At 61.4% G+C, this 23,497-nt stretch carries 22 protein-coding genes; 11 read left to right on the plus strand and 11 right to left on the minus strand.

All coding sequences use genetic code 11. From position 1 onward, the window contains the following. Positions 1 to 304, plus strand: a 304-nt coding sequence (locus ABL914_RS10155) for a hypothetical protein (protein ID WP_391563066.1), incomplete at its 5' end; no start/stop codon positions are given. Positions 305 to 767: 463 nt separating this feature from the next. Here the strand turns inward: ABL914_RS10155 and ABL914_RS10160 are convergent. The 5 genes from ABL914_RS10160 to ABL914_RS10180 form a co-directional block, all read right to left on the minus strand. Next, positions 768 to 1,400 (minus strand): DUF4126 domain-containing protein, encoded by a 633-nt coding sequence (locus ABL914_RS10160; RefSeq protein ID WP_391563067.1) that lies wholly within the window; start codon positions 1,398 to 1,400, stop codon positions 768 to 770. A 113-nt stretch (positions 1,401 to 1,513) separates the two neighbouring features. Continuing rightward, complete coding sequence (locus tag ABL914_RS10165; protein WP_391563068.1) at positions 1,514 to 2,698, minus strand: acetyl-CoA C-acyltransferase; 1,185 nt, start codon at positions 2,696 to 2,698, stop codon at positions 1,514 to 1,516. A gap of 106 nt (positions 2,699 to 2,804) precedes the next feature. Beyond that, on the minus strand, positions 2,805 to 3,254 hold the full coding sequence (locus ABL914_RS10170; protein ID WP_391563069.1) for a MaoC family dehydratase: 450 nt from the start codon (positions 3,252 to 3,254) through the stop codon (positions 2,805 to 2,807). 64 nt (positions 3,255 to 3,318) lie between these two features. Further along, positions 3,319 to 4,689: a putative O-glycosylation ligase, exosortase A system-associated gene (locus ABL914_RS10175; RefSeq protein WP_391563070.1), complete on the minus strand. Its 1,371-nt coding sequence runs from the start codon at positions 4,687 to 4,689 to the stop codon at positions 3,319 to 3,321. Next, positions 4,682 to 4,840, minus strand: coding sequence for a hypothetical protein (locus ABL914_RS10180; protein ID WP_391563071.1), 159 nt, complete (start codon positions 4,838 to 4,840; stop codon positions 4,682 to 4,684). Before ABL914_RS10180 ends, ABL914_RS10175 begins: the two co-directional genes overlap by 8 nt. A gap of 65 nt (positions 4,841 to 4,905) precedes the next feature. On the opposite strand from ABL914_RS10180, the gene ABL914_RS10185 reads away from it, so the two are divergent. From ABL914_RS10185 to ABL914_RS10200, 4 genes are all read left to right on the plus strand, one after another. Next, entirely contained in the window at positions 4,906 to 6,135 is a 1,230-nt protein-coding gene (locus tag ABL914_RS10185) for a TIGR04063 family PEP-CTERM/XrtA system glycosyltransferase (RefSeq protein ID WP_391563072.1), read from the plus strand. 47 nt (positions 6,136 to 6,182) lie between these two features. Continuing rightward, positions 6,183 to 8,102: a hypothetical protein gene (locus ABL914_RS10190; protein WP_391563073.1), complete on the plus strand. Its 1,920-nt coding sequence runs from the start codon at positions 6,183 to 6,185 to the stop codon at positions 8,100 to 8,102. Positions 8,103 to 8,344: 242 nt separating this feature from the next. Continuing rightward, positions 8,345 to 12,985, plus strand: a complete 4,641-nt coding sequence (gene gltB, locus ABL914_RS10195) for a glutamate synthase large subunit (protein ID WP_391563074.1) — start codon at positions 8,345 to 8,347, stop codon at positions 12,983 to 12,985. 13 nt (positions 12,986 to 12,998) lie between these two features. After that, positions 12,999 to 14,435, plus strand: coding sequence for a glutamate synthase subunit beta (locus tag ABL914_RS10200; RefSeq protein WP_391563075.1), 1,437 nt, complete (start codon positions 12,999 to 13,001; stop codon positions 14,433 to 14,435). A gap of 32 nt (positions 14,436 to 14,467) precedes the next feature. Here the strand turns inward: ABL914_RS10200 and ABL914_RS10205 are convergent, their stop codons facing one another. From ABL914_RS10205 to ABL914_RS10215, 3 genes are all read right to left on the minus strand, one after another. Beyond that, positions 14,468 to 14,995 carry a DUF4199 domain-containing protein gene (locus ABL914_RS10205; RefSeq protein ID WP_391563076.1) on the minus strand — a complete coding sequence of 176 codons (528 nt, stop codon included), beginning with the start codon at positions 14,993 to 14,995 and terminating at the stop codon, positions 14,468 to 14,470. 108 nt (positions 14,996 to 15,103) lie between these two features. Beyond that, a complete protein-coding gene (locus ABL914_RS10210; protein ID WP_391563077.1) occupies positions 15,104 to 15,517 on the minus strand; it encodes a response regulator transcription factor in 414 nt (137 codons plus the stop codon). 35 nt (positions 15,518 to 15,552) lie between these two features. Next, the gene (locus ABL914_RS10215; protein WP_391563078.1) at positions 15,553 to 16,251 is read right to left on the minus strand and encodes a pirin family protein; all 699 of its coding nucleotides are present in this window, start codon (positions 16,249 to 16,251) and stop codon (positions 15,553 to 15,555) included. A 109-nt stretch (positions 16,252 to 16,360) separates the two neighbouring features. Between ABL914_RS10215 and ABL914_RS10220 the strand changes: the two genes are divergently transcribed. Both ABL914_RS10220 and ABL914_RS10225 read left to right on the plus strand, forming a co-directional pair. Next, the gene (locus ABL914_RS10220; protein WP_391563079.1) at positions 16,361 to 17,257 is read left to right on the plus strand and encodes a RimK family alpha-L-glutamate ligase; all 897 of its coding nucleotides are present in this window, start codon (positions 16,361 to 16,363) and stop codon (positions 17,255 to 17,257) included. 17 nt (positions 17,258 to 17,274) lie between these two features. After that, a complete protein-coding gene (locus tag ABL914_RS10225; RefSeq protein ID WP_391563080.1) occupies positions 17,275 to 18,390 on the plus strand; it encodes an acyl-CoA dehydrogenase family protein in 1,116 nt (371 codons plus the stop codon). Between the two features lie 13 nt (positions 18,391 to 18,403). Here the strand turns inward: ABL914_RS10225 and ABL914_RS10230 are convergent, their stop codons facing one another. After that, entirely contained in the window at positions 18,404 to 19,348 is a 945-nt protein-coding gene (locus ABL914_RS10230; RefSeq protein ID WP_391563081.1) for an acyl-CoA dehydrogenase family protein, read from the minus strand. A 20-nt stretch (positions 19,349 to 19,368) separates the two neighbouring features. Beyond that, complete coding sequence (ung, locus tag ABL914_RS10235; RefSeq protein WP_391563089.1) at positions 19,369 to 20,055, minus strand: uracil-DNA glycosylase; 687 nt, start codon at positions 20,053 to 20,055, stop codon at positions 19,369 to 19,371. Positions 20,056 to 20,118: 63 nt separating this feature from the next. On the opposite strand from ung, the gene ABL914_RS10240 reads away from it, so the two are divergent. From ABL914_RS10240 to ABL914_RS10255, 4 genes are read left to right on the plus strand one after another with little or no spacing between them, the layout of a single operon-like run. Next, a complete protein-coding gene (locus tag ABL914_RS10240; RefSeq protein WP_391563082.1) occupies positions 20,119 to 20,739 on the plus strand; it encodes a ribonuclease D in 621 nt (206 codons plus the stop codon). Next, positions 20,736 to 21,383, plus strand: coding sequence for an LPS export ABC transporter periplasmic protein LptC (locus ABL914_RS10245; RefSeq protein WP_391563083.1), 648 nt, complete (start codon positions 20,736 to 20,738; stop codon positions 21,381 to 21,383). Before ABL914_RS10240 ends, ABL914_RS10245 begins: the two co-directional genes overlap by 4 nt. Further along, on the plus strand, positions 21,380 to 21,970 hold the full coding sequence (locus ABL914_RS10250) for an LptA/OstA family protein (protein WP_391563084.1): 591 nt from the start codon (positions 21,380 to 21,382) through the stop codon (positions 21,968 to 21,970). Before ABL914_RS10245 ends, ABL914_RS10250 begins: the two co-directional genes overlap by 4 nt. A gap of 2 nt (positions 21,971 to 21,972) precedes the next feature. Further along, the gene (locus ABL914_RS10255; protein WP_391563085.1) at positions 21,973 to 23,151 is read left to right on the plus strand and encodes a nucleotidyltransferase family protein; all 1,179 of its coding nucleotides are present in this window, start codon (positions 21,973 to 21,975) and stop codon (positions 23,149 to 23,151) included. Between the two features lie 137 nt (positions 23,152 to 23,288). On the opposite strand, the gene ABL914_RS10260 is transcribed toward ABL914_RS10255, so the two are convergent. Continuing rightward, positions 23,289 to 23,462, minus strand: coding sequence for a hypothetical protein (locus ABL914_RS10260; RefSeq protein WP_391563086.1), 174 nt, complete (start codon positions 23,460 to 23,462; stop codon positions 23,289 to 23,291). Positions 23,463 to 23,497 lie beyond the last annotated feature (35 nt).

Raw genomic sequence — 23,497 nt, forward strand, 5'->3', positions numbered from 1 at the left:
CCGCCGGATGGAAAACATCATGGCCGTAATTGCTCTCGCCGGTTTGGTCGTCGCGCTATTCTATGGGCTGGGTACGAAGCTCTTTGGCCGAACCTACCTGGACACATGCGAGGATGCCTTGAAGGCGACTCTCAAAGCCCCATCGACATACAAGAGAATTAAGTCTTCGGGCAGCAACGCACCGGACGGATATTTCATAATCGACTATGACGCCAGCAACCCAATGGGTGTGCCAATGCGCGGTCACGGAATGTGCTTTCTGGAGAAAGGCAAGGCTCGCTGGGCCGAGGTTGAGCAGTACTGAGACGCACCTCCTATAAAGAACAACTGTCCCACTTCCAGCCGCCCGCGGATGCTTCCTCACTCCGTGATCGGTCCTCTAAGAAGGCGTAATTCAGCCATTTGAGGGTGTTCTCGGCGCGATATCGGAACTGGGCGCGCTAACTGCCCCAGTTCGTCCCACTTCCGGCCGCTCAGAGGCCTCTCATTGGCCCCTGAGAATGCCATGAGAGGCCCGTTTTCTGCGGCTAAGAAGCTCAACGCCGGATCGGGCGTGACTCTAAGTTGTCCTGACAATCGACTGTCTAAATTAACCACTACTCTAGACAGTCGCCGCCGCACGAAAGGCCCGCCGCTATGACCACGAATGCCCGATTTCTGCGGCCTGTTCCCACATCTCCCCGGGTTTCCCCGCCATTCCCCGGACTCTAGGTCCTTGTGTCAGTCAACACCGGTGGTGCTTTGTTTCAGCTTCACTGAAACAGAATCTAGCCTTCGATGGCTTCGGGTGTCGTCGGTTCAGCTTGCACCCGCAGGAAAATGCGCCGCAGCACCCGCCAGGCGACAACCATCAGCGCGATCGCCAGCACCAGCAAGACGGCCGCCACAACCCCGGCCGCGATCGGGTGGCTGTATGCCAGATAGAGCAGCCCGGTGGTTGCCACATCCTCCACCGTCGAAACGGCCAGATTGCTGAACGGTTCGGGGCTGGTGTTGACCACCGCCCGTGCGCTGGCCTTGCCGCCGTGGGCCAGCAGGCTGGCCCCGCCGCCCAGAATAAAGGCGATGGCCTGGGTCGCCGGATCCGATGGATCGATCACCGCCAGGGTCAGCAGCGCTCCGCCGACCGGGCGGATGAACGTGTGCACCGAATCCCAGATCGAATCGAGCCACAGCACCTTGTCGGCGAAAAACTCCATGAAGGCTGCCGCGCCGGCCACGCCCATCACCCATGGATTGGCCAACACCTGAAGCGACTGGAGGTGTTCGGGAAGTGGCAGAACCTTGAAATACATCGCCAGCCCCGTGGCCAGCGCAGTCAGGTAGAGCCGCCAGCCTGAAAGCAGGCTGACCGATCCGGCAATGCCGAGTATTTCAATGATACCAAGATGTTCGGTCACTCACCTGCTCCCCAAGGCTTGTTTCGGAGAGAATGCGCGCCCCGGGCGCCAAAGGCAAGCCAGCCTGCGATCGGCCCCGTGATCCAGCAGGAAAACGGGGCCGATCAGTGGGATCAGAACACTTCGAACAGTCCGGCCGCACCCTGGCCGCCGCCGATGCACATCGTGACAACGGCATATTTGGCACCGCGCCGCTTGCCTTCGATCAGCGCGTGGCCGGTGCAGCGCGCGCCGGTCATGCCAAAGGGATGGCCGATCGAGATCGAGCCGCCGTTGACGTTGAGCAGTTCATCAGGAATGCCAAGCTTGTCGCGGCAATAGAGCACCTGCACGGCGAAGGCTTCGTTGAGTTCCCACAGGCCGATATCGTCAATCTTCAGGCCGAAACGGCTCAGCAGCTTGGGGATCGCGAACACCGGGCCGATGCCCATTTCATCTGGTTCTGTTCCCGCAGCGGCCATTCCGACATAGCGGCCCAGCGGGGTCAGGCCGCGCTTTTCGGCCACCTTGGCTTCCATCACCACGCAGGCTGAGGAACCGTCGGACAGCTGGCTGGCATTGCCTGCTGTAACCGTGTGGCCTTCACCCATAACCGGCTTGAGGCTGGCGAGCCCTTCCAATGTGGTATCGGGGCGGTTGCAATCATCGCGGTCCGCCGTGACATCCTTGTAAGAGACTTCCTTGGTTTCCTTGTCGACCACGGCCATTGTTGCAGAGCAGGCAACGATCTCGTCGTCGAACTTGCCTGCGGCTTGCGCGGCGGCGGTGCGCTGCTGCGATTGGAGTGACAATGCATCCTGCGCTTCGCGGCTGATGCCGTAACGCTTGGCGACCACTTCGGCGGTGCCGATCATCGGCATGTAGATGTGCGGATGCATTTCGAGCAGCTGACGGTCAGGTTCGACGAACATCTTGCCGCTGCCCACCACCTTGGAGATGCTTTCCAGCCCTCCGGCGACGCAAATGTCCATGTTGTCGACAATGATCTGCTTGGCGGCGGTGGCGATGGTCATCAGGCCTGATGAACACTGGCGATCAATCGTCATCGCCGGCACGGAAACCGGCAGACCGGCCCGCAATGCGGCAAGCCGGGCGACATTGCCGCCGGCCGAGCCTTGCTGCGCTGCCGCGCCCATCGCGACATCGTCAATTTCGCCGCCTTCAAGCCCGGCGCGTTCAACCGCGGCGCGAATCGAATAGGCCCCAAGCGTTGCGCCCGTGGTATTGTTGAACGCACCGCGTCCAGCCTTGGTCAGCGGGGTGCGGGCGGTAGAGACGATAACTGCGTCACGTGACATGGAAAATTCCTTTCATTGCGCCATCCCGGTTCAAAGCCGGGATCGCCGGGTTCTAGGGTCCGCCTGGGGAGGCCAGCGGTTCCGGATCAGATCCGGGACGAAGCCGTCACACGAAAAACAGCGTGATCCATTCGCAGATCAGTGCGGGTTTGTCCTCACCCTCGATCTCGATTGTCACTTCATTGGTCTGTTGCCATTGCCCCGGGCGCTTTTCGACCAGTTCGAGCAGCTTGGTGTGGCTGCGCACGCGCTTGCCCGAACGCACAGGGTTGAGGAAGCGGGTTTTGTTGCCGCCATAATTGACGCCCATCTTCACGCCGCTCACGCGGCCGCCTTCGGTCATCGCACCCAGCACCGGCAGCAACGAAAGGGTCAGGAAACCGTGGGCGATAGTGCCGCCGAACGGGGTCAGCTTGGCCTTTTCCTCATCAATATGGATGAACTGGTGATCGCCGGTAGCATCGGCAAACTTGTTGATGCGTTCCTGGGTCACGTGGAACCAGTCCGAAACGCCGATCACTTCGCCAGTTTTGGCGCTAAGTTCCTGCGGGGTCATGGGGCCTCTCCTTATGTTGGAAAGGCGCTTTCATGGCCCAAGCCGCGTTGCGGTGCAACACGCGCTATGGTGCCGCTACGGCATTGCCAAGGCTGAGCGCCGGGCGAGCGGCCCGCTGCTGGACATTTTGCGATTCGATTCGCTTAAGATAGCTCCACAACCCGCATTGCAGGCCGATCAACATGTAGCAGAATGGCTGAAAGGCGATCCCCACGAACAGCGATCCAACCATATAGACCAACAGTGACTGTTGCAGCGCATTGGCCAGTGGGGCCTGCCAGGTTTCACCCGGTCCGGTGCGCTTCTTCCAGCGCCCCCGGATCAGTTCCATCTGGAGCAGCCCTGAAACCATCAACGTCAGCCAAATCAGCAACCCCGGCCAGCCTTGCTCACCCAGCATTTCGAAATAGGCCGAGTGATAGGCCCGGGCCTTGTCAAAGGCTTCGCGGGTTGAGGTTGTAACATTGTTGCCGCTGCCTTTGGTATCGGTCAGCTCTACCCGAACCTGGTTGCCCCGGTAGGCATCGAACCCGCCGCCGAAAGGATGATCCTTGGCGTATTCAAGTGTCCATTTCCACACTGCCACGCGCGTAGAGGCGGATTGATCGGCATTGTGGTTCTCGATCGTGTTCATCCGGTCGGTATAGCTTTTGGGCAAAAGCGGGATCGCCACCATCACGCCCACCGCAATCAACGAAAGGTACAGCACCCGCCGCTTGATCGTGCGCAGCGCCATGACCATCAGCAGAGCCACGCAGAGCAGACCCGTGCGGGCCTGGGTGCCGATCGGGATCAGCACGCAGGAAAAAACCAGTGCGGAGCCGTAGAGTTTGACCCGCCAATCAGGCGGAAAAATCGTGCCGTGCTTCATCAGCCAGAAAATCAGCGGGATGATCGAAATCGCCACCGCCGAAATGATCGAACCTTCGTAGAGCCCGGAATTGTCATCCACGAACAACCGCAACGTGCCATAGCCGCCCCCGCCCGCCAGCGTTTTGATCGCGCCATTGATCACAATCGCCCCAACCGTCAGCGTCATGATCAGGGCCGCAGCTTCGATCCGCAGCCGCGTGGTCAGGGTCAGTGGCACGAACATGGCAAACAGCAGCGCCTTCCAGACCCAGTCCCACTTGACCAGGGCATCTTCGGGGAAGTCGGCGGTCATGGTTGTCAGGCCGCAATAGATCAGCAGGATCAGGATCAGGCCCTGCCGCAAGGTGAACCGGCTGTTTGCCTTGTAATCGATCAGCATCCAGCCACCAAAGGCCAGAATGAAGCTGATCAGCGAAATCGGGATTACCTTCAGGAACCCCCAAGAGATTTTTTGCGGGGCCAGGCTGTCGATATAAAGATAGGCCAGCACCCACAGATAGGGGCGGCGAAAGCCCAGCGCGAGGAACGCCAGAACGAAACCGGTCAGCGCCAGATTAAGCACGCAGGCTGCCTTTTTTGGGGGCGGGCAGCGGGGCCGGGGCCGGCGCTTCATCGGCAGGCGGATCGGTATCCAGATCGTCACGCTGCACCAGGCGCCACAGCGCCAGCGCCAGAAGGCCATGGGTGACCACCAGAGCGAAATTGTCGATCATTGCAAATGCCCCTAGCAGGCGGGAGTTGACGCGCCGTTAAGCCTTGTTGGCCTAGAGAATGCGGCATGACCCGGATCCTGCATGTCCTTGATCACTCGTTGCCGCTGCACAGCGGCTATACCTTTCGCACGCGCGCGATCCTGAAAGCCCAGCAAGCGCAAGGGATCGAAGTGCGCGGAATTACCGGACTGCGGCATTTGCAGGATGGACCGCAGACCGAAGAGGTTGACGGCATCCGGTTTCACCGCACCAGCGGCGAAGCTTCCGGTCCGGTGGGGATCCGCGAATGGCGCGAGATCCGCGCTTTGGCCGGTGCGATTGTTGCCTTGGCCCAGGATTGGCGGCCCGATGTGATCCATGCGCATTCGCCCGCGTTGTGCGGCATGGCAGCGCTGCAGGCCGGCAAGCGGCTGGGTATCCCGGTGGTCTATGAAATTCGCGCCTTTTGGGAAGACGCCGCCGTTTCGAACGGCACCGGAAGCGAAGGCAACCTCAAGTATCGGCTGACCCGGGCTTTGGAAAACCGTGTGGTTGCAGGGGCCGGATCGGTCGTGACGATTTGCCAGGGACTGAAAGACGATCTGGTTTTGCGCGGTGTAAGTCCCGCGAAGATTTCGCTCAGCCCCAATGGCGTCGATCTGGCGTTATTTGGCCAAGCCGCTGCACCCGATTCCAGACTGCGCAGTGAACTGGACCTGGGCCAGGGCCCGGTGGTGGGCTTTATCGGCAGCTTTTATGACTATGAAGGTCTGGATGATCTGATTGCCGCCATGCCGCTGCTGGCCCAGCGCGTTCCGGGTGCCCGGCTGCTGCTGGTTGGTGGTGGCCCGATGGAAGCCGCCCTTAAAGCGCAAGCCAAAACCAGCCCGGCGGCCGATGCAATCCGGTTTGTCGGGCGGGTCCCGCATAGCGAGGTTGAGCGCTATTACGCGCTGGTTGATGTGATGGCCTATCCGCGCAAGAAAAGCCGCCTGACCGATCTGGTTACCCCGCTCAAGCCGCTCGAAGCTATGGCTCAGGACAAGCTGGTGGCTGCCTCGGATGTCGGCGGACACCGCGAACTGATCACTGATGGGCTGACCGGGACCTTGTTTGCACCTGACAGTCCCCCCGCCATGGCCGCTGCCTTGGCTGATTTGCTGGCAAACCCCGCCCGCTGGCCGGCCTTGCGCAAAGCCGGGCATGAACACGTTGCGGTCAATCATGACTGGGGCCGCAACATTCATCGTTATCACGATGTTTACCAAACCCTGTTAGCTCGATCAGTGGATAGCCCGGATCGTTTTGCCGCCTGATGGCAAAAAATGATTTTGGGCAGAGACTTATCGAAGGGGGCTCGTAAGTGGCCAAGCAAAAGCGAACGCCGATCAATCGCAAACCGATCACCAGCCATCAGCTGTTTCCAGCTGTCGTGGCCTTGTGGTTTGGGGCACTGTTCGGGCTAGGCAGCCTGGCGATCCGCCCTTCCTTGATCGAAAATCTGGTACTTTCCAGTCGGCTTGATCTGATGGTCCCGGCCGCCGCACCGCCGCTGGGCGTGACGGCCCGGATCATAATCGCCTTGGTTTTGGCTGCCATCGGCGCAATGGCCGGGGCCGTGCTCGCCCGCCGTTTGATCCGTCCCAAGGTTGAACACAAGGAACGCAACCGCAGTGCCCGGGGTATAGCCTCAACCAGAGCCCCCAATACCAGCCGCAGCGCCTATGGCGATGCGCCGGCCTGCAAACCTATTTCAATGGACGACCTTGGTGAAGGTGGCCCCGCAGATGCGGCCTCCAGCCAGATCGCAGGCCGCCGCCGCGGGCTGACTGCGGATCACGAGGAGGTTCAATTCGTGCCGCATGAATTTGCCCCGCTTCCTGGCGGCGCCCCGCAAATCCTCGATCTTGGAATGCAAGGTCCGGCCATGCCTGTGCCTGAAGCTCCGCTTGCTGCGGCAGCTCCGGTGCTGGGCCAGATGCCGCCCGCGCTGCCACAAATGTCTCCGGCCGATCTGGCTCCGCCAATCGCAGCCGATTTCCAGCGACAGGTATTCCAGGCCGAGCAAGCGCAGCCTGCCGTGGCGATTTCACCCGATAGCATCGCTGCTCATGCTGATGGCCGCCAGGTTTTCGGGATGGAGCCAGTGGTGGCGCAGGAAGATCAGCCGCGCCAGATTTTCGGCATCGCTGCCTCAGGCGATCATGTGCCACAGGATTTCATCCGCGAGGCTGGATATAGTACAACTGTATTTGAAACCGAAACAGCGCCGCCACTGTTTGAGCGTGACCTGACCCAAGCCGATCCGCAGGCTGCACCAATTAGCGCAGTCCCGGCTCTACCCGCAGCCGAGGTTGCGGCTCAGCCGGCCGAACCGCTCCTGCCCAGTCCGGCTTCGCTTGGGATGACTGACCTTGCTTCGCGCCTGGCCGAATCAATGCGCCGCCGCCGCGCAGCCAAGGGTGCCGCTGGCTCGCAAGAGCAGACTGCAGTCGAAGCATCCCAGCCGGTTGCCGCGCAGGATTTTGCTGCACCGCCAGTGCCCGAGCCGGTTCTTGCCGAAGTATTGGCACCCGCCCCTGTCGCAATTGAACCGGCAATGCCGCCAATCCCGGCATTCACTGCATCGGTTCCGATGCCGTTCGAAGCGCCGCCAGCATTGGTGCCAGCCGAACTCGATAATCTTCCGGTTCCCAGTGCGAATGAAGCACCGGTTGCGCCGGCACCCATAGCCGAATTGCCGATTGCCGCAGTGGCCGCCGCACAGCTGCCGATTGCATTGCCCAATGCGCTGCGTCCGCTGGCACTCGATGCCTTTCTTGAAGATGATTCCCCGCTCGATCTGGGTCTGTTGCCGCCGCGCCATATCGCCATGCCCGCTGCGCCTCAGCCGATCAGCCCGGCGCCGCAGCCAGTGGCTTTTGAAGCGCCGATTGAGGAAGAGCCAGTTGAAGAGCCGATCGCTGAAGAGAATTACGGATCGCTGTTGGGCATCGCCCAGCCGCGCGCCGGATTTGTCCGGATCGAAGAGCCCGAGGTCAATAACGCAGACCCGGAACCGGTTGTGATTTTTCCGGGACAGTCTGCCTTTGGGGCTGCGGCACCGCTTGCGCCGATCGCTGCAGATACCGGAGAGTTTCGCCGCTTTGATGGACCAGGTGCGGCAGGACATGGCCAGCCGCTGGCTGCCGACATGCCGGTTTCGGCGGTCGATTCCGGTGCGGCCGATCAGGCATTGCGCTCAGCCCTGGCCAATCTGCAACGGATGAGCGGCGCCGCCTGAGGCGCGCTGAAATTATCGCAACAAACCCCGCATTGCTATTCTGGCGCCGCTTGGCTCCGTTAGGGGGCAAAGCGGCGCTTTCGCAGTTGCAATAACAGCTTCCTGTCGTCATGGAAAAATTCTGCGCAATATTCACTGCGTTTCGCAGCAAGGAATCTTGCGCAAAATTGCCGGAAAACCGCGAGTTGCGCGTCCGCGCGCGCGAATCGTGTGCCTGCGGCGGATGACAGGAAGATTGAACAATGGGCTATCCCGAGCCGCAAGGGCTGTATGATCCGGGCAACGAGCACGATGCGTGCGGCGTGGGCTTTGTGGCCCATATCAAGGGCGCCAAGAGCAATCAGATCATCTCCCAGGCGCTTGAAGTGCTCAAGAACCTCGATCATCGCGGCGCGGTCGGGGCGGATCCGTTACTGGGTGATGGTGCAGGGATTCTGATTCAAATTCCCGATGCCTTGTATCGCAACTGGGCCCAGAATGCCGGGCTGATCCTGCCACCAGAAGGCGACTATGCCGTCGCGATGTGCTTCCTTCCGCAAGCCGAAGCGGCCCGTGATTTTGTGATCGGCACCTTTGAAAAATTCATTGCCAAGGAAGGCCAAAAGCTGATCGGTTGGCGCGATGTGCCGGTAAATTCAGCCGGACTGGGCAAAGCCGTGCTCAACCAGATGCCGGTGATCCGGCAGTGTTTTGTTGGCCGGGGCGATCTGTGCCCGGATCAGGATGCGTTTGAGCGCAAGATCCTTACAATCCGCAAGCAGACCCAGAACCCGCTTGCCGCGCTTGCAGCAAAGCATGGCCTGCCAGGGCTGACCGAGCTTTACATGCCCAGCTTTTCCAGCCGCACTGTCGTTTACAAAGGGCTGCTGCTGGCGACCCAGGTTGGCGATTTTTATGCGGATCTGACTGATCCGGACTGCGCTTCGGCGCTGGGGCTGGTCCACCAGCGGTTTTCGACCAACACCTTCCCCAGCTGGAAATTGGCGCACCCATACCGGCTGATCGCCCATAACGGCGAGATCAACACGGTGCGCGGCAACGTCAACTGGATGAATGCCCGGCGCCGTACAATGGAGTCTGAACTGCTCGGCCCTGATCTGGACAAGATGTGGCCGATCATCCCACATGGCCAATCAGACACCGCGTGCCTCGACAACGCGCTCGAGCTGTTGCTGGCGGGCGGCTACAGCCTGGCTCACGCGGTGATGATGCTGATCCCCGAGGCCTGGGCCGGCAATCCCCTGATGGATGCCAAGCGCCGGGCTTTCTATGAATACCACGCTGCGTTGATGGAGCCGTGGGACGGCCCGGCCGCCGTTGCCTTTACCGATGGCCGGCAGATTGGCGCGACGCTGGACCGCAATGGGCTGCGCCCTGCGCGGTTCTGCGTGACCGATGATGATCTGGTGGTGATGGCTTCTGAAAGCGGCGTGCTGCCGATCAAGGAAGACAACATCGTTCGCAAATGGCGCTTGCAGCCGGGGCGGATGTTGTTGATCGATTTTGCTCAGGGCCGGATCATCGAGGACGAGGAACTGAAGGCCGATCTCGCCAATTCAGAACCATACGAAGACTGGCTGGCCCAGGCGCAGTACAAGCTCAAGGATCTTGATCTGATCGAGCCCGAACTGGCCGCACTGCCGATCGAAACAACCACGCTGCTGGATCGCCAGCAAGCCTTTGGCTACACGCAGGAAGATCTGTCGCGGTTTCTTGAACCGATGGCCGTCAGCGCCGACGATCCGCTGGGATCGATGGGCACCGATACGCCGATCGCCGTGCTTTCCAATCGCAGCCGGTTGCTGTTTGACTATTTCAAGCAAAACTTTGCTCAGGTGACCAATCCGCCGATCGATCCGATTCGCGAGGAACTGGTGATGAGCCTGGTCAGCATGATCGGCCCGCGCCCCAATATGCTGGGCAGGGAAGCCGGCACGCACAAACGGCTTGAGGTTGATCAGCCGATCCTGACCAATGATGATATTGCCAAGATCCGTTCGGTTGAAGCCGCGCTTGATGGTGCTTTCCGCACCGAAACGATCGACATCACCTGGGCTGCCTCGAGCGGGGCAGAGGGCCTTGAGATGGCGCTCAAGGAAATGTGCTGGGCCGCGACTGAAGCGGTGCTGCAGGATCGCAATATCCTGATCCTGTCTGATCGCGCCCAGGGGCCGGATCGGATTGCCATGCCGGCATTGTTGGCTACTGCGGCAGTCCATCATCACCTGGTGCGGCAAGGTTTGCGGATGCAGACCGGGCTGGTGGTTGAAACGGGTGAAGCGCGCGAAGTGCACCACTTTGCGGTGTTGGCGGGATACGGGGCCGAAGCGATCAATCCTTATGTAGCGTTTGAAACGCTTGAGGAAATACGGTTGCGCAAGGGCATTCAGCTTGACGCCAAAACGGTCAAGAAGAACTACATCAAGGCGGTCGGCAAGGGCATCCTCAAGGTGATGTCCAAGATGGGCATATCGACCTACCAGTCCTATTGCGGGGCGCAGATTTTTGATGCGGTGGGCCTGTCGAGCAGCTTTATCGAGAGGTATTTCACCGGCACCGCCACCACGATCGAGGGCGTCGGCCTGGCCGAGGTAGCCATGGAAGCCGTGCAGCGCCACCGCGCGGCTTATGGTGACAATCCGATCTACAAGTCGATGCTTGATGTTGGCGGCATGTACGGTCTGCGCCTGCGCGGCGAGGAGCACGCCTGGACGGCTGAAAATGTGGCCAGCCTGCAGCACGCAGTGCGCGGCAATGTGCCCGAAAAGTATGCTGCATTCGCGCAATCGATCAACGACCAATCAAGCCGGATGCTGACAATCCGCGGGCTGCTGGAACTTAAGCAAGCCGATCGCCCGATTGACATTTCCGAGGTGGAACCGGCCGCCAGTATCGTCAAGCGCTTCGCCACCGGCGCGATGAGCTATGGCTCGATAAGCTGGGAAGCGCACACCACGCTGGCGGACGCGATGAACCAGATCGGCGGCAAATCGAACACAGGTGAGGGCGGAGAAGACCCAACCCGGTTCAAGCCGATGCCCGATGGCCGCAATTTGCGCTCGGCGATCAAGCAGGTCGCCAGCGGGCGATTCGGGGTGACCACGGAATACCTGGTCAATGCAGATGATATCCAGATCAAGATGGCCCAGGGCGCGAAGCCTGGCGAAGGCGGCCAATTGCCCGGCTACAAGGTCGACAAGACCATCGGGGCAACCCGCCACTCCACTCCAGGTGTAGGATTGATCAGCCCGCCGCCGCACCATGACATCTATTCGATCGAGGATCTGGCCCAGCTGATCCACGATCTTAAGAACGTCAACGGCGCGGCCCGGATCTCGGTCAAGCTGGTCAGCGAAGTCGGCGTTGGTACGGTTGCCGCAGGGGTTTCAAAGGCCCGGGCCGATCATGTCACGATTTCAGGCTATGAAGGCGGCACCGGTGCTTCCCCGCTGACCTCGCTGACCCATGCCGGAAGCCCTTGGGAAATCGGCCTTGCTGAAACCCAGCAGACATTGTTGCTCAACAACTTGCGCAGCCGGATTTGCGTTCAGGCCGATGGGGGCCTGCGCACCGGGCGCGATGTGGCAGTGGCGGCGCTGCTTGGTGCGGACGAATTTGGCTTTGCCACCGCCCCGTTGATCGCGGCAGGCTGCATCATGATGCGCAAGTGTCACCTTAACACCTGCCCGGTCGGCGTTGCCACCCAGGATCCGGTGCTCCGCGCGCGCTTTACCGGCCAAGCTGAGCATGTGATCAACTATTTCTTCTTCGTGGCTGAAGAACTGCGCGGATACATGGCCGAAATGGGCTTTCGCTCGGTCGCTGAAATGGTTGGCCGGGTTGACCGGCTCGATAGCCGCAGCGCGGTCCATCACTGGAAGGCCAAGGGCGTCGATCTTGCCCGAATTCTCTACCAGGCGCCGCTGGGTGAAGGCCCTTCGCTTGGGTGGTCGGGCACCCAGGATCATGGCCTTGATAAAGCGATGGACAATGATCTGGTTGCCGCCGCAGCCGATGCGCTGAATAAGCAAAGCCCGGTTGTGATCGAACGTAAGATCAGCAACGTGAACCGCACCCTGGGGGCGATGCTATCGGGCGAAGTCGCGCGGCGTTTCGGTCATGCCGGGCTGCCCGATAATACCATCAAGGTGAAGCTGATAGGGGTTGCCGGACAAAGCTTTGGCGCCTGGCTGGCGCACGGCGTCACGCTCGATTTGACTGGCGATGCCAACGATTATGTCGGCAAGGGCCTTTCGGGTGGGCGCGTGATCGTGCGGCAACCGGCCCATGTTGAGCGTGATGCGGGCGAAAACATCATTGTCGGCAATACCGTGCTTTATGGCGCGATTGCCGGTGAGGCGTTTTTGGGCGGCGTTGCGGGCGAACGGTTTGCGGTGCGCAATTCGGGCGCGGTCGCAGTTGTCGAAGGCTGCGGGGATCATGGCTGTGAATACATGACCGGCGGTGTCGTTTGCGTGCTGGGCCAGACCGGCCGCAATTTCGCCGCGGGCATGTCGGGCGGGGTGGCCTATGTCTATGATCCTGATGGCCAGTTTGCCGCGTTATGCAACACCGCACAGGTCGATCTTCTGCCTATTTCAGCGGAGCGTGATGAAGATGAAGGCGCCGGCCGCCCGCAGCAGCGCACCATCAGCGCCAGCAATCCCGGGATGGGCGATATGCTGCGCCACGATGCTGATCGGCTGAAAATCCTGCTGGAACGGCACCATCTTTATACCGGCAGCCGGCGCGCCAGTGCCTTGCTTGATGATTGGGCTGGTACGCTGGGCAAATTCATCAAGGTCATGCCGCGCGATTACGCCCGGGCATTGCAACAACTTGCGGCCGAGCGGCTTGAAGCCGCCACGGTAGCAGCGGAATAAGGGTCAAGGAACGATGGGCAAGGAAACCGGCTTTCTCGAGCTTGACCGCAAAGATCGCACTTATGCGGCTCCACACGAGCGGGTGAAGCACTATCAGGAATTTGTGGTGCCGCACGCCGAAGGCGCGCTGCGCGATCAGGCCAGCCGCTGCATGAATTGCGGAATCCCGTATTGCCACAACGGCTGTCCGGTGAACAATATCATCCCTGACTGGAACCACCTGGTCTATGAAGGCGATTGGAAAAATGCGCTCGACGTGCTCCATTCGACCAACAATTTTCCCGAGTTCACGGGCCGGATCTGCCCCGCCCCGTGCGAAGCCAGCTGCACGCTCAACATCAACGACGAAGCCGTTACGATCAAATCGATCGAATGCGCAATTGTCGATAAGGGCTGGGAACAAGGCTGGATTCAGCCGCAAATCTCCAGCCGCCACACTGGCAAAAGCGTTGCGGTAGTGGGATCGGGCCCGGCTGGTCTGGCCTGTGCCCAGCAATTGGCGCGTGCTGGCCATTCGGTGGTATTGTTCGAAAAGAACGACCGGATCGGCGGACTGCTGCGCTACGGCATTCCCGATTTCAAACTCGACAAGCATTTCATCCAGCAGCGGCTGGTTCAGATGATGGCCGAAGGCGTTGAATTCCGCACCTCGGCAGAGGTTGGCGTGACCGTTTCACTCGCCAGTCTGAAGGAAAACTTCGATGCGATTGTGATGTCTGGCGGGGCAGAAGAGCCGCGCCCGCTGCTGATCCCCGGGTTTGAGCTGCCGGGCGTGCGGTTCGCGATGGAATTCCTGACCCAGCAGAACAAGCGCAACGCCGGCGATGATGAAGTGCGCGCTGCTCCGCGCGGATCACTGACCGCAACCGGCAAGCACGTGGTGGTGATCGGCGGCGGCGATACCGGATCTGATTGTGTTGGCACCTCGATCCGCCAGGGCGCGGCATCGGTCACCCAGATCGAAATCATGCCAAAGCCGCCCGAAAAGGAAGACAAGGCGTTGACCTGGCCCGATTGGCCAATGAAATTGCGCACATCGACCAGCCACGAAGAAGGCGTGGCCCGCGATTGGGCAATCCTGACCAAACGGGTGGTTGGCCAAAACAGTCAGGTCACCGGCCTTGAATGCGTTCGGGTTGAATGGGTGGGCGGCCAGATGCAAGAGATCGCGGGCAGCGCGTTCACCCTGCAGGCCGATTTGATTTTGCTGGCGATGGGCTTTACCGGACCCAAAAAGCAGGGGCTGGTCGATCAGGCCAAAGTTGACCTGGATGCGCGCGGCAATGTCTTTGCCGATACCTTCAGCTACCGCACCAGTGATCCGCAGATCTATGCCTGCGGGGATATGCGGCGCGGGCAAAGCCTGGTGGTCTGGGCGATCCGCGAAGGCCGGCAGGCCGCCCGCGCGGTCGATGAAATGCTGATGGGGGCCAGCGACCTGCCGCGCTAGGGTCATGACCCTAGGCAGGCCGCCCTATCCCATCAAACCTTGGCTGGCATAAAGCGCGGATTTCGCAGCAGAGCGGCGCTAAGCAGCGGCACCAGCAGCGCCACCGGCGATATTTCCATCAAGGTCATCAGCATCCTCGAAACCGGATCGGCATACATTTCGGCAAAGCCCTGCATCTCGGCCTTGAACTTGGCGATTTCGGTTGCGCTGGCATGAGCGGTCTGCATTTTGGCCAGTTCGCTTGCGGTGAATTTCTCCATAAAGCTGTAGTCGCTTGACCACATATAGGCTTCCCAGCCCAGCACATAGAACAGGCAGGCGATCCCGGCGATGCCCAGCCCGACCAGCAAGGCTTTGCCGAATTTGATCACCCCGCCCTGTTGCTCGTCGCGAAATCGTTTCACGCCAACAAATACCATGCTCATCGCGATCAGCATCGAAAGGTAGCCCAGCACCATGCCCAGGCCGCCGTGGTTGCTGACCAGCCCCATCGACAGTGCCAGCAGGATCAGTTCAACTGTACCGGCGATGCCGCCGTAAACCAGGATCAACCGTTGCATATCATATCTCCCCGCATGTTTGATCACTGCTGGCTAGCGCGCTGGCAGCGGCCAGACTATCGCCCAAACGGGTGATTTGCAGCACGTCGTCCAATTTAGGGGCAGAATCTAAGGCAGCAGATCAAGGCTGCGTGCCTTATGGATCGCCTGCGTGCGGCTTTGCGCTTCCAACTTTTCAAACAGCCGCGCAACATGGGTTTTGACGGTATTGGGCGAGATATTGAGCGCGCGGGCGATCAGCTTGTTCGATGCGCCCTTGGCCAGCAGTTCCAGCACTTCGCACTCACGCGGGCTGATGCCCAGCGCGGCCATCGCCTTGTCGTTGCGGGCAAAAGGAGCGGTGCGGGCGCGCGGCACCAGCCGCATGCCCAGCCAGATGCCCAGTCCCGCAAACAGCAGCGCCACCGCCAGCCCATAGGCCGACGTGCTCCACGCCTGGGTGGCAAAACGCCAGTCCATCCACTGCGCCAGCAGCGCCAAAGCGGCCAGCGCCGCACCGTAAGTCAGGATCAGCCGGATCATGGTGCCAGTAAGGGTGCCACGCCCGGCAGCGTCCATCAAGCCGCGTCGACCAGCACCACTTCGCTGTCTTCCAGCGCGGTCACTTCGATCGCGCGCTCACCCGTCACCGCCACCCCGTCGCGGGCCTGCGCCACGACTTCGCCGATTTGCACTCGGCCGGTGGCGGGGACCAGATAAAGATGGCGCTCCGCTGCCGTTTCATAGCGCACCGTCTCACCGGCCTTGATAAAGGCCCCGGCCACGCGCCCGCTGGTATTGATCGTCAAGGCATCGCCATCTTCGGGCAACCCGCTGGCCAGCACCACGAATTGACCGTTGCGCCCCTCTTTGGGGAATGGCCGCGTACCCCAGCTGGGGGCATGCCCGGCGCGGTCTGGCAGGATCCAGATCTGGAACAGGGTGCATTGCGTATCTTCAAGATTGAATTCGCTGTGCCGGATTCCGGTCCCCGCGCTCATCACCTGGACATCGCCCGCAGCCGTGCGGCCTTCGTTGCCCAGGCTATCGCGATGCGAAATTGCGCCCTCGCGCAAATAGGTGATGATTTCCATGTCCTGGTGGCCATGCGGCGGAAATCCGCTTTTGGCAGCGATCACATCATCGTTCCAGACGCGCAGGCCGCCCCACTGGGTGCGCGCAGGATCGTGATAGCCGCCAAATGAAAAGTGGTGATGCGCATCAAGCCAGCCGTGGTTGGCCGCGCCGATGGTGCTGAATGGACGAAGTTCGATCATCGCTGGTCTCCGCAGCGGCTGGGCAAAGCCGCTTCACACCCAAAGATAGGGATTGTCCGCCCAGCCGGTAGATGACAAGGCCCTGCAATCCCGCAACGAAAGTTTGCCCGTGCCCAAGATCGCCTTCCTCGCCTGCCCGATCACTCTGCCAACATCGCCCACACGCCGCTCTGATGCGTTTGAGCATGATCTGTTGCTGGCTGCCCTGAAGGCGGGCCTGGCAGGCCGGGCCGATCTGATCGATCTGGATTGGCGCGCCCCGCTTGAGGAGCTTGCCGGGTTTGATCTCGCCTATCTGGGCACACCGTGGGACTATACCGATGCCAAGGATGAATTCCTCGAACGGCTTGAAGCAATCGCGGCTGCCGGAGTGATCGTGTGCAACCCGGTGGAGGTGATCCGCTGGAATTCGGACAAGCTCTATCTGCGTGAACTGGAGAGGCGCGGTGCCTCATCGATCCCCACGCTGTGGCCCGAAAGCGCCGGGCCGAGCGACGTGCTGGCCGCTTTCGACCATTTCGGTGCAGATCGCGTGGTGGTGAAACGCCGGGTCGGCGCGGGCGCGATCGGGCAAGACAGCTTCAGCCGCACGGCGCCCCCACCGGCCGATTGGCGGATTGAGCAACCAGCAATGATCCAGCCATTCCTGCCGGCAATCCAGAGCGAGGGCGAGCACAGCTTCATCTTCGTGGACGGCCGGTTCAGCCACGCGCTGATCAAGCAGGCCAGCCATGGCGATTACCGGATCCAGTCACTTTATGGCGGGATCGAGCGCGCGGTGGAACCTGCCGCCGCAGATCTTGCCGCCGCGCAAGGCATCATGGCGATGCTGCCCTTCGCCCAGCCGCCGCTCTATGCCCGGATCGATATGGTCCGGCTGGATGGCGGCGCACTGGCGGTGATCGAGGCTGAACTGATCGAACCATATCTCTACCCTGAGCAAGGGGAGAAGTTTGGTCAGATGCTGGCCGATGCCATGCTGGCGGCACTTGCCAAACACAACTGAACTGCCATGCTGACGAGATGACTGACCTCACCGCTTTCCGCACCGAAGTGCGCGCCTTTATCGCTGAGGCGCTGACCCCTGAGCTGGCCCGGGCCGGGCGCCGCGCAACCTCGGTCTTTTCCGAACCGCAGCACGCCACCGCCTGGCAACAGGCGCTGACCGCGCGGGGCTGGGGCGCGATCGATTGGCCGGTTGAATTTGGCGGGACCGGCTGGACGCCGCTGCAGAAGTACATCTTTTCAGCAGAATGCGCCCGTGCCGGAACGCCCAACCTGCTGCCGCAAGGGGTCAAGATGGTTGCCCCGGTGCTGATGCATTATGGGACGCAGGACCAGAAGGACTTCTTCCTGCCGCGGATCCTGTCGGGCGAGCACTACTGGTGTCAGGGCTTTTCCGAGCCCGGATCGGGATCGGATCTTGCCAGCCTCAAACTGAAGGCCGAGCGGGACGGCGATCATTATGTGCTCAACGGTTCAAAGATCTGGACCACCCATGCGCACCACGCCAACTGGATGTTCGCGCTGGTTCGCACCAGCACCGAAGGAAAGCCCCAGGCCGGGATCAGTTTTGTGCTGATCGACATGGCGACGCCGGGGCTGAAGATTGATCCGATCATCAGCCTTGCGGGAGAGCACGAGCTGAACCAGGTGTTCTTTGACAATGTCCGGGTGCCGATTGCCAACCGCCTTGGCGCAGAGAATGAGGGCTGGTCGGTCGCCAAGTATCTGCTGATTTATGAACGCGGCGGCCGCTATGCCCCCAGCCTGTTCGCGGCGCTGGACCGGCTGGGCGAGGATGCTGGCGATGATCCGGTGCTGCAGGAACGCGTCCGACGCGAGATGGTGACGATAGAGGCGCTGGAAGCAATCGAGATGAAATCGATCGGGGCCGGGGGGGCAGAGGCCGCGCTTTATGCCTCGGTGCTGAAAGTCCAGGGAACTGAGGCGCAGCAGCGTATTGCGGTGCTGGAATGCGATGTTGCCGGGCCCGAAGGCTGGGCAATCCCCGATGGCCAATCGAGCGATCGGATCGCCACCGCCGTCCCGCGCTATCTCAACGGCAGGGCGGCAACGATCTATGCCGGATCGAACGAGATCCAGCGCGATCTGATCGCGCGGGTATCGCTAGGCTGAATCGAAGCTGATCCTAGTCTGCCATCTCTGCATGCCGCGCCAGATGCGCGGTGCGCGGACCAAACCCGGCTATGATCGTCAAGCCGCGTTTGAACATTCCGCCCAGTTCCAGCTCTTCAGTCACACCCATGCCGCCGTGCAGCTGCACTGCGCCTTCGCCGATAATCCGAACGGCATCGATGGTTTCGACCACCGCAGCGCTGACGGCATGATTCCAGCCAGCAGTGCCCTCGGCCACAACCGCTCGCTCGGTCAGCGCCCCGGCTTTGATCAGAGCCATATGCATATCGGCCATGCGGTGGCGTAGCACCTGAAAGCGGGCGATCGGCTGGCCGAATTGCTCGCGGGTGTTAAGGTAGGCCCCGGTATCGGCAAGCATCCGGGCCATCAGCCCGGCGGCTTCGGCGCAGCGCGCCGTCGGCTGGGCGTTGCGGGCCCAGTCCGCCACCCCGGCGCTATCACCGTTCAGCACTTCGCCGGCATTGGCAGGAATTGTCAGATCAGCAGTGCTGGTGCCATCGAACATCGCGCGGGTACGGCTTTCGGCAGCGCTGACGGGAACCAGCCGGGGGGCAGCATCATCCAGCACCAGCAGCCAATCGGCCGTGGCTGCGCCCGCCACCAGCGCAGGATCCAGCACCAGCGCAATCCGCGCCGATCCTTCGGCCAATTGCGCAAGCAAGCCATGGTCAGGGCAAATCCGGGCCAGTGCACTTGCTGCCAGGTGGTGTGAAAGCCAGTCCGATCCGGCCATCGCCGGGCCCAAAGCCTCGATAACCACCGCGCGTTCGATTGCTCCGCCGCCGGTTCCGCCGCTGACCTCAGGTATGCCCAGGCCCATCAGGCCCAGATCCTGTGCCAGCCCAGGCCAAGTCGGTTTGGGATTGTCGGCCAGATAGCGGCCAAGGGCATCGCGCAGCATGGCTGCGGTGTCGGTCAGGGGGAGTTCAAGGGTCATCGCTGCAGACTGTGCCAAGATCAGACGCGCCAGTCCACCGCCCCGCGACCATTTGCGTCAAGAAATGCATTTGCCTGGCTGAAGTGCTGGCAGCCCAGAAAGCCGGTATGCGCCGAAAGCGGGCTGGGATGCGGGGCAATCAGCACCAGATGGTGGCTGGAGTGCAGCCCGGCGACATTCATCGCCTTCTTGCAGGCATGTTTGCCCCACAGCAGGAATACGCAAGGCTCTGGTCTGGCGGCAACAGCGGCTACCACCGCATCGGTAATTTGCTCCCAACCCTTGCCTTTGTGCGAGCCTGGCCTGCCATCCTCCACACTAAGCGCCGCGTTAAGCAGCAGCACGCCTTGCCGTGCCCAATTGCCAAGGTTCCCGCTAAGTGGGCGGGGCAAGCCAAGATCGCTCGTCAATTCCTTGTAGATGTTGGCCAGGCTGGGCGGCACCCGGACGCCGTCTTGCACCGAAAAGCTCAAGCCGTGGGCCTGGCCTGGCCCATGATATGGATCCTGCCCCAGGATCACAACTTTAACTCGGTTTGGCGGGCACAGCGCCAGCGCGGTCAGGCGGCTGCCGCGCGGCGGATAGATCAGCTTTCCAGCCGCTTCTTCTGCCTTCAGAAATTGCTCAAGTGCGCGCGATTCGGGGCTGGCCTGCACGTCTTCCAGCGCAGCGCGCCAGCTTTCAGGAACCGCATCGCCACTTGCCATTGTCACACTCGCCAAACGCAGGGCTTTCCACTCCGCCTCAATCGGCCTAAGCACCTTGGCCATATGGCTGTCTATCTCCACGAAGAAGATCTCCCCCTCGGCGTTATTGGCCCCGGCCCGGTTGCGGTCGATACCGAAACGATGGGATTGATTACCCCGCGCGACCGGCTGTGCCTGGTCCAGATTTCAGACGGAGGGGCGGACGAACATCTGGTCCGCTTTTCCCCCGGTTCAAGCTATGATGCGCCCAACCTGAAGGCAGTGCTGGCCGATCCGGCACGGATAAAGCTGTATCACTTTGCGCGGTTCGATCTGGCTGCGGTTGAACACTACCTGGGGGTTACCGCTGCTCCGGTGTTCTGCACCAAAATCGCCAGCAAGCTGACCCGGACCTATACCGATCGGCACGGCCTGAAGGATCTGGTCCGCGAACTGCTGGGCAAGGAAATTTCCAAACAGCAACAATCGAGCGATTGGGGCGGGGCCGAACTCAGCGAAGCGCAGCGTGAATATGCCGCCAGTGATGTGCGCTATCTTCATGCTATGCACGCGATCCTGGTTGAAAAGCTGGCGCGCGAACACCGCACAGAAGCGGCCCAGGCTGCGTTTGATTATCTGCCGCACCGGGCAAGGCTTGATCTGATGGGCTGGGCGGACAAGGACATTTTCAGCCACGAATCATGAGCCAGCAGGCCGACTTCATCCGTGACAAGCGCCAGCATTGGGCCGCGCCGGGGGGAACGCATGACCGCAAGGTGCGTTTTCTGGCCGTGGTCTTGCCCGGCATGGTCGGCATGGTCGCGGCCGCCATGGCAATCGGGCCTTTGTTTGCCCGCGGCGAAATCAGCTTCCTGCTCGATCGGACCAAGGTAGCCGCCACCAATGAACGGATCCGCGTCAATCAGGCGATGTACCGCGGTGAGGACAAGCAAGGCCGCCCCTTCACGCTTACCGCCGGCAGCGCGGTCCAGATTTCAACCCGCGATCCGGTGATCAAGATGCAGGATCTGGCCGCCCGGATCCGGCTGGATGATGGGCCGGCTGAATTGACTGCGGCGCGCGGTTTTTACGATTACCGCGCCGAAACAGTCCGCGCGGAAGGGCCAGTCAGCTTTGCGGCGGCCGATGGCTATCGGATAACCGCCCGAAACGTGTCGATCGATCTTGGCAGCCGCCGGCTCATCGGTAGCGGCGGGGTAAGCGGTGCCATTCCCGCTGGCACATTCAGTGCCGACCGGTTAGGCGCCGATCTTGACCAGCGGATCCTGACGCTTGATGGGCATGTCCGCTTGCTGTTCCAGAACAATTCTTTCAGGATGCCGCGATGAGCACGACCAGACCCTCGCTTCGCGCCACCATGCTGCGCTCGGCAATTGGCGGATTTGCCATCGGTGCGGCGGTGATCGTGGCACTGGTGCCCAGCCATGCCCAGGTATTTGGCGGGCACAACAGCGAGGCGCCGGTCAGCGTCTCAGCCGATCATGGGGAGCTGCTGGGCCGGGAAGACCGCGCTACCCTTTCGGGCAATGTGGTGATTACCCAAGGCGATTTGACCGTGCGGGCCGATCGCACCACGCTGGCGTTTTCAACCGGCAGCGGCAGTTTCAAGATCCACCGGCTGGATGCAGTGGGCGGCGTGCGGGTGACGCGCGGCAACCAGAGCGCCAGCGGCGAAGTGGCAATCTATGATTTTGATCGGCGGATCATCACGCTGGTTGGCGGGGTCACGCTGCAACGCGGCAATGACCGGCTCAGCGGTGGACGGCTGGTGATTGACCTTACGTCCGGGATCACCAGCCTTGATGGCCGGGCTGGCGCAAGTACCCCGGCGCTGGGAACATCCGGCCAAGGCGCTTCCACTTCGGGCAGGGGCGGCCGGGTGACAGGGACGTTTACGGTCCCCAAACGGAACTAGCGGTGGATCGGCCTGTGCCAGAGCGGGTGCTGCTGGCGCTGCTGGGATCGGCTGCGCAGCCTGGTGCAGAACTGCTGAGCCGGCTGGTTGCGGCTGAGTGGGATCGGATCGCCGAAATTGCCCGCACCCACCGGCTTGGCCCGCTCCTTTCCAGCCTCCACCGCGATTGCGATGCGGTCCCGGCGGCCCTGCGTAGCGAATGGCGCGAGGCTTACCGAACTGCTGCAATCACGGCGCTGGCGCAGCGCGCCGATCTGGAGCAGTGCTGCGAACTGCTGGCGGCCAATGGTTATCGCCCGCTTGCGCTGAAAGGTTCGTTCCTGGCGCGTCATGCCTGGCCCGATCCGGCGCTGCGGCCAATGCGCGATATCGATTTGCTGCTGCCGCAAGATCAGGTGTTGGACGCCTTTCGCGTGCTGATTGATCATGGATACGTCCAGACGGCTGGATCCAAACTGGCGCTTGAAGACCATGTCCGGCTTGAACAGCATATGCCGGTGTTGCAAATGCCGCGCGGCAGCTGGCTGGAACTGCACATGCGGGTATCAGAACTGGATGGGCGGCTGGAATATTCAACCCCGGCCGGAAACGAAGCCGGGATCACTGCGCGCGCCGTTAACCTGGACGGGATCGATTTCCCCTGCCCCGAAGATATGCTGGCCCATGTCATAACCCATGCAATCTATGGCCACCGGCTGGATTGCGGGCCGCTGCTGCTGGGGGATGTTTTCCATCTGGTCCGGTGCCATCGGATCGATTGGGACAGCTTCTGGCAAAGCGCGGTCAGGGACAAGTGGGCGCCAGGTGCGGCGCTGGTTTTTGCATTGGTGCGCGAATGCCACGGCGATGCAGCGGTTCCCCGCCACCAATCAGAGCCCGCCGCGGCACCCGACATGATTGATCTGGCCCGTGATCTGATCGTGCAGGACTGGGAAACCAAAATGTTCTCACGGTTTGCAGCGACGATTGCAACCGGCGGCTTTGGCTATGTCTGGCGGCGGCTGACCGGACGGGTCGAAGGCGGCGAAGAACCCGGTGTGGTGATTGACCGGACCGGCGAAGGCGGGCGGCTGCGCTGGGCCTGGCAGCGCAGCGCAAGCCTGCTGCGCGATCTGACCGATCCCGAAGTGCGGGCGCAAACCCGGCGGCTGGCGCGCTATCGGCGCTGGTTGGAAGGTTGATTAGCGCTTGTTTCACTTACGTGGAAACAACACCAGCCCACTCCCCCTCCCGGCCACCCAATTTTTGGGCAACCTACGGGTGGCCAGGAGGGGGAGTGGGCTGGTGTTGTGCTGTTTCAGTCTAACTGAAACAAATTCTATTCTTCAGGCGGCGGAATTTGGGGGATGTCCTCAAGGCCGGGCAACTGTGCCACCGGCTGGCTATCTTTAACCTGCGCCTGATCACGCGCTGGCACCGCGCAATAGGCCGTCAGCAATACGCCCATCGACCAGACCACCGCTTTCCAGCGGCTGGCAAAGACCTGATTCATTCTGACACCGAAACCCAGCATGACGCAGTTCTAGC

The organism is Novosphingobium sp. (genome assembly GCF_040079535.1).
GTDB lineage: Bacteria > Pseudomonadota > Alphaproteobacteria > Sphingomonadales > Sphingomonadaceae > Novosphingobium.

What these genes read in the sequence shown, in the direction of transcription:
- ABL914_RS10180 (WP_391563071.1), bottom strand. Translation starts at nt 4,840, where the DNA reads ATGATCGACAATTTCGCTCTGGTGGTCACCCATGGCCTTCTGGCGCTG.
- ABL914_RS10230 (WP_391563081.1), bottom strand. Translation starts at nt 19,348, where the DNA reads ATGACCCTTGAACTCCCCCTGACCGACACCGCAGCCATGCTGCGCGAT.
- gltB (WP_391563074.1), top strand. Translation starts at nt 8,345, where the DNA reads ATGGGCTATCCCGAGCCGCAAGGGCTGTATGATCCGGGCAACGAGCAC.
- ABL914_RS10215 (WP_391563078.1), bottom strand. Translation starts at nt 16,251, where the DNA reads ATGATCGAACTTCGTCCATTCAGCACCATCGGCGCGGCCAACCACGGC.
- ung (WP_391563089.1), bottom strand. Translation starts at nt 20,055, where the DNA reads ATGGCAAGTGGCGATGCGGTTCCTGAAAGCTGGCGCGCTGCGCTGGAA.
- ABL914_RS10240 (WP_391563082.1), top strand. Translation starts at nt 20,119, where the DNA reads ATGGCTGTCTATCTCCACGAAGAAGATCTCCCCCTCGGCGTTATTGGC.
- ABL914_RS10170 (WP_391563069.1), bottom strand. Translation starts at nt 3,254, where the DNA reads ATGACCCCGCAGGAACTTAGCGCCAAAACTGGCGAAGTGATCGGCGTT.
- ABL914_RS10260 (WP_391563086.1), bottom strand. Translation starts at nt 23,462, where the DNA reads ATGAATCAGGTCTTTGCCAGCCGCTGGAAAGCGGTGGTCTGGTCGATG.
- ABL914_RS10165 (WP_391563068.1), bottom strand. Translation starts at nt 2,698, where the DNA reads ATGTCACGTGACGCAGTTATCGTCTCTACCGCCCGCACCCCGCTGACC.
- ABL914_RS10250 (WP_391563084.1), top strand. Translation starts at nt 21,380, where the DNA reads ATGAGCACGACCAGACCCTCGCTTCGCGCCACCATGCTGCGCTCGGCA.
- ABL914_RS10210 (WP_391563077.1), bottom strand. Translation starts at nt 15,517, where the DNA reads ATGATCCGGCTGATCCTGACTTACGGTGCGGCGCTGGCCGCTTTGGCG.
- ABL914_RS10245 (WP_391563083.1), top strand. Translation starts at nt 20,736, where the DNA reads ATGAGCCAGCAGGCCGACTTCATCCGTGACAAGCGCCAGCATTGGGCC.
- ABL914_RS10185 (WP_391563072.1), top strand. Translation starts at nt 4,906, where the DNA reads ATGACCCGGATCCTGCATGTCCTTGATCACTCGTTGCCGCTGCACAGC.
- ABL914_RS10200 (WP_391563075.1), top strand. Translation starts at nt 12,999, where the DNA reads ATGGGCAAGGAAACCGGCTTTCTCGAGCTTGACCGCAAAGATCGCACT.
- ABL914_RS10225 (WP_391563080.1), top strand. Translation starts at nt 17,275, where the DNA reads ATGACTGACCTCACCGCTTTCCGCACCGAAGTGCGCGCCTTTATCGCT.
- ABL914_RS10205 (WP_391563076.1), bottom strand. Translation starts at nt 14,995, where the DNA reads ATGCAACGGTTGATCCTGGTTTACGGCGGCATCGCCGGTACAGTTGAA.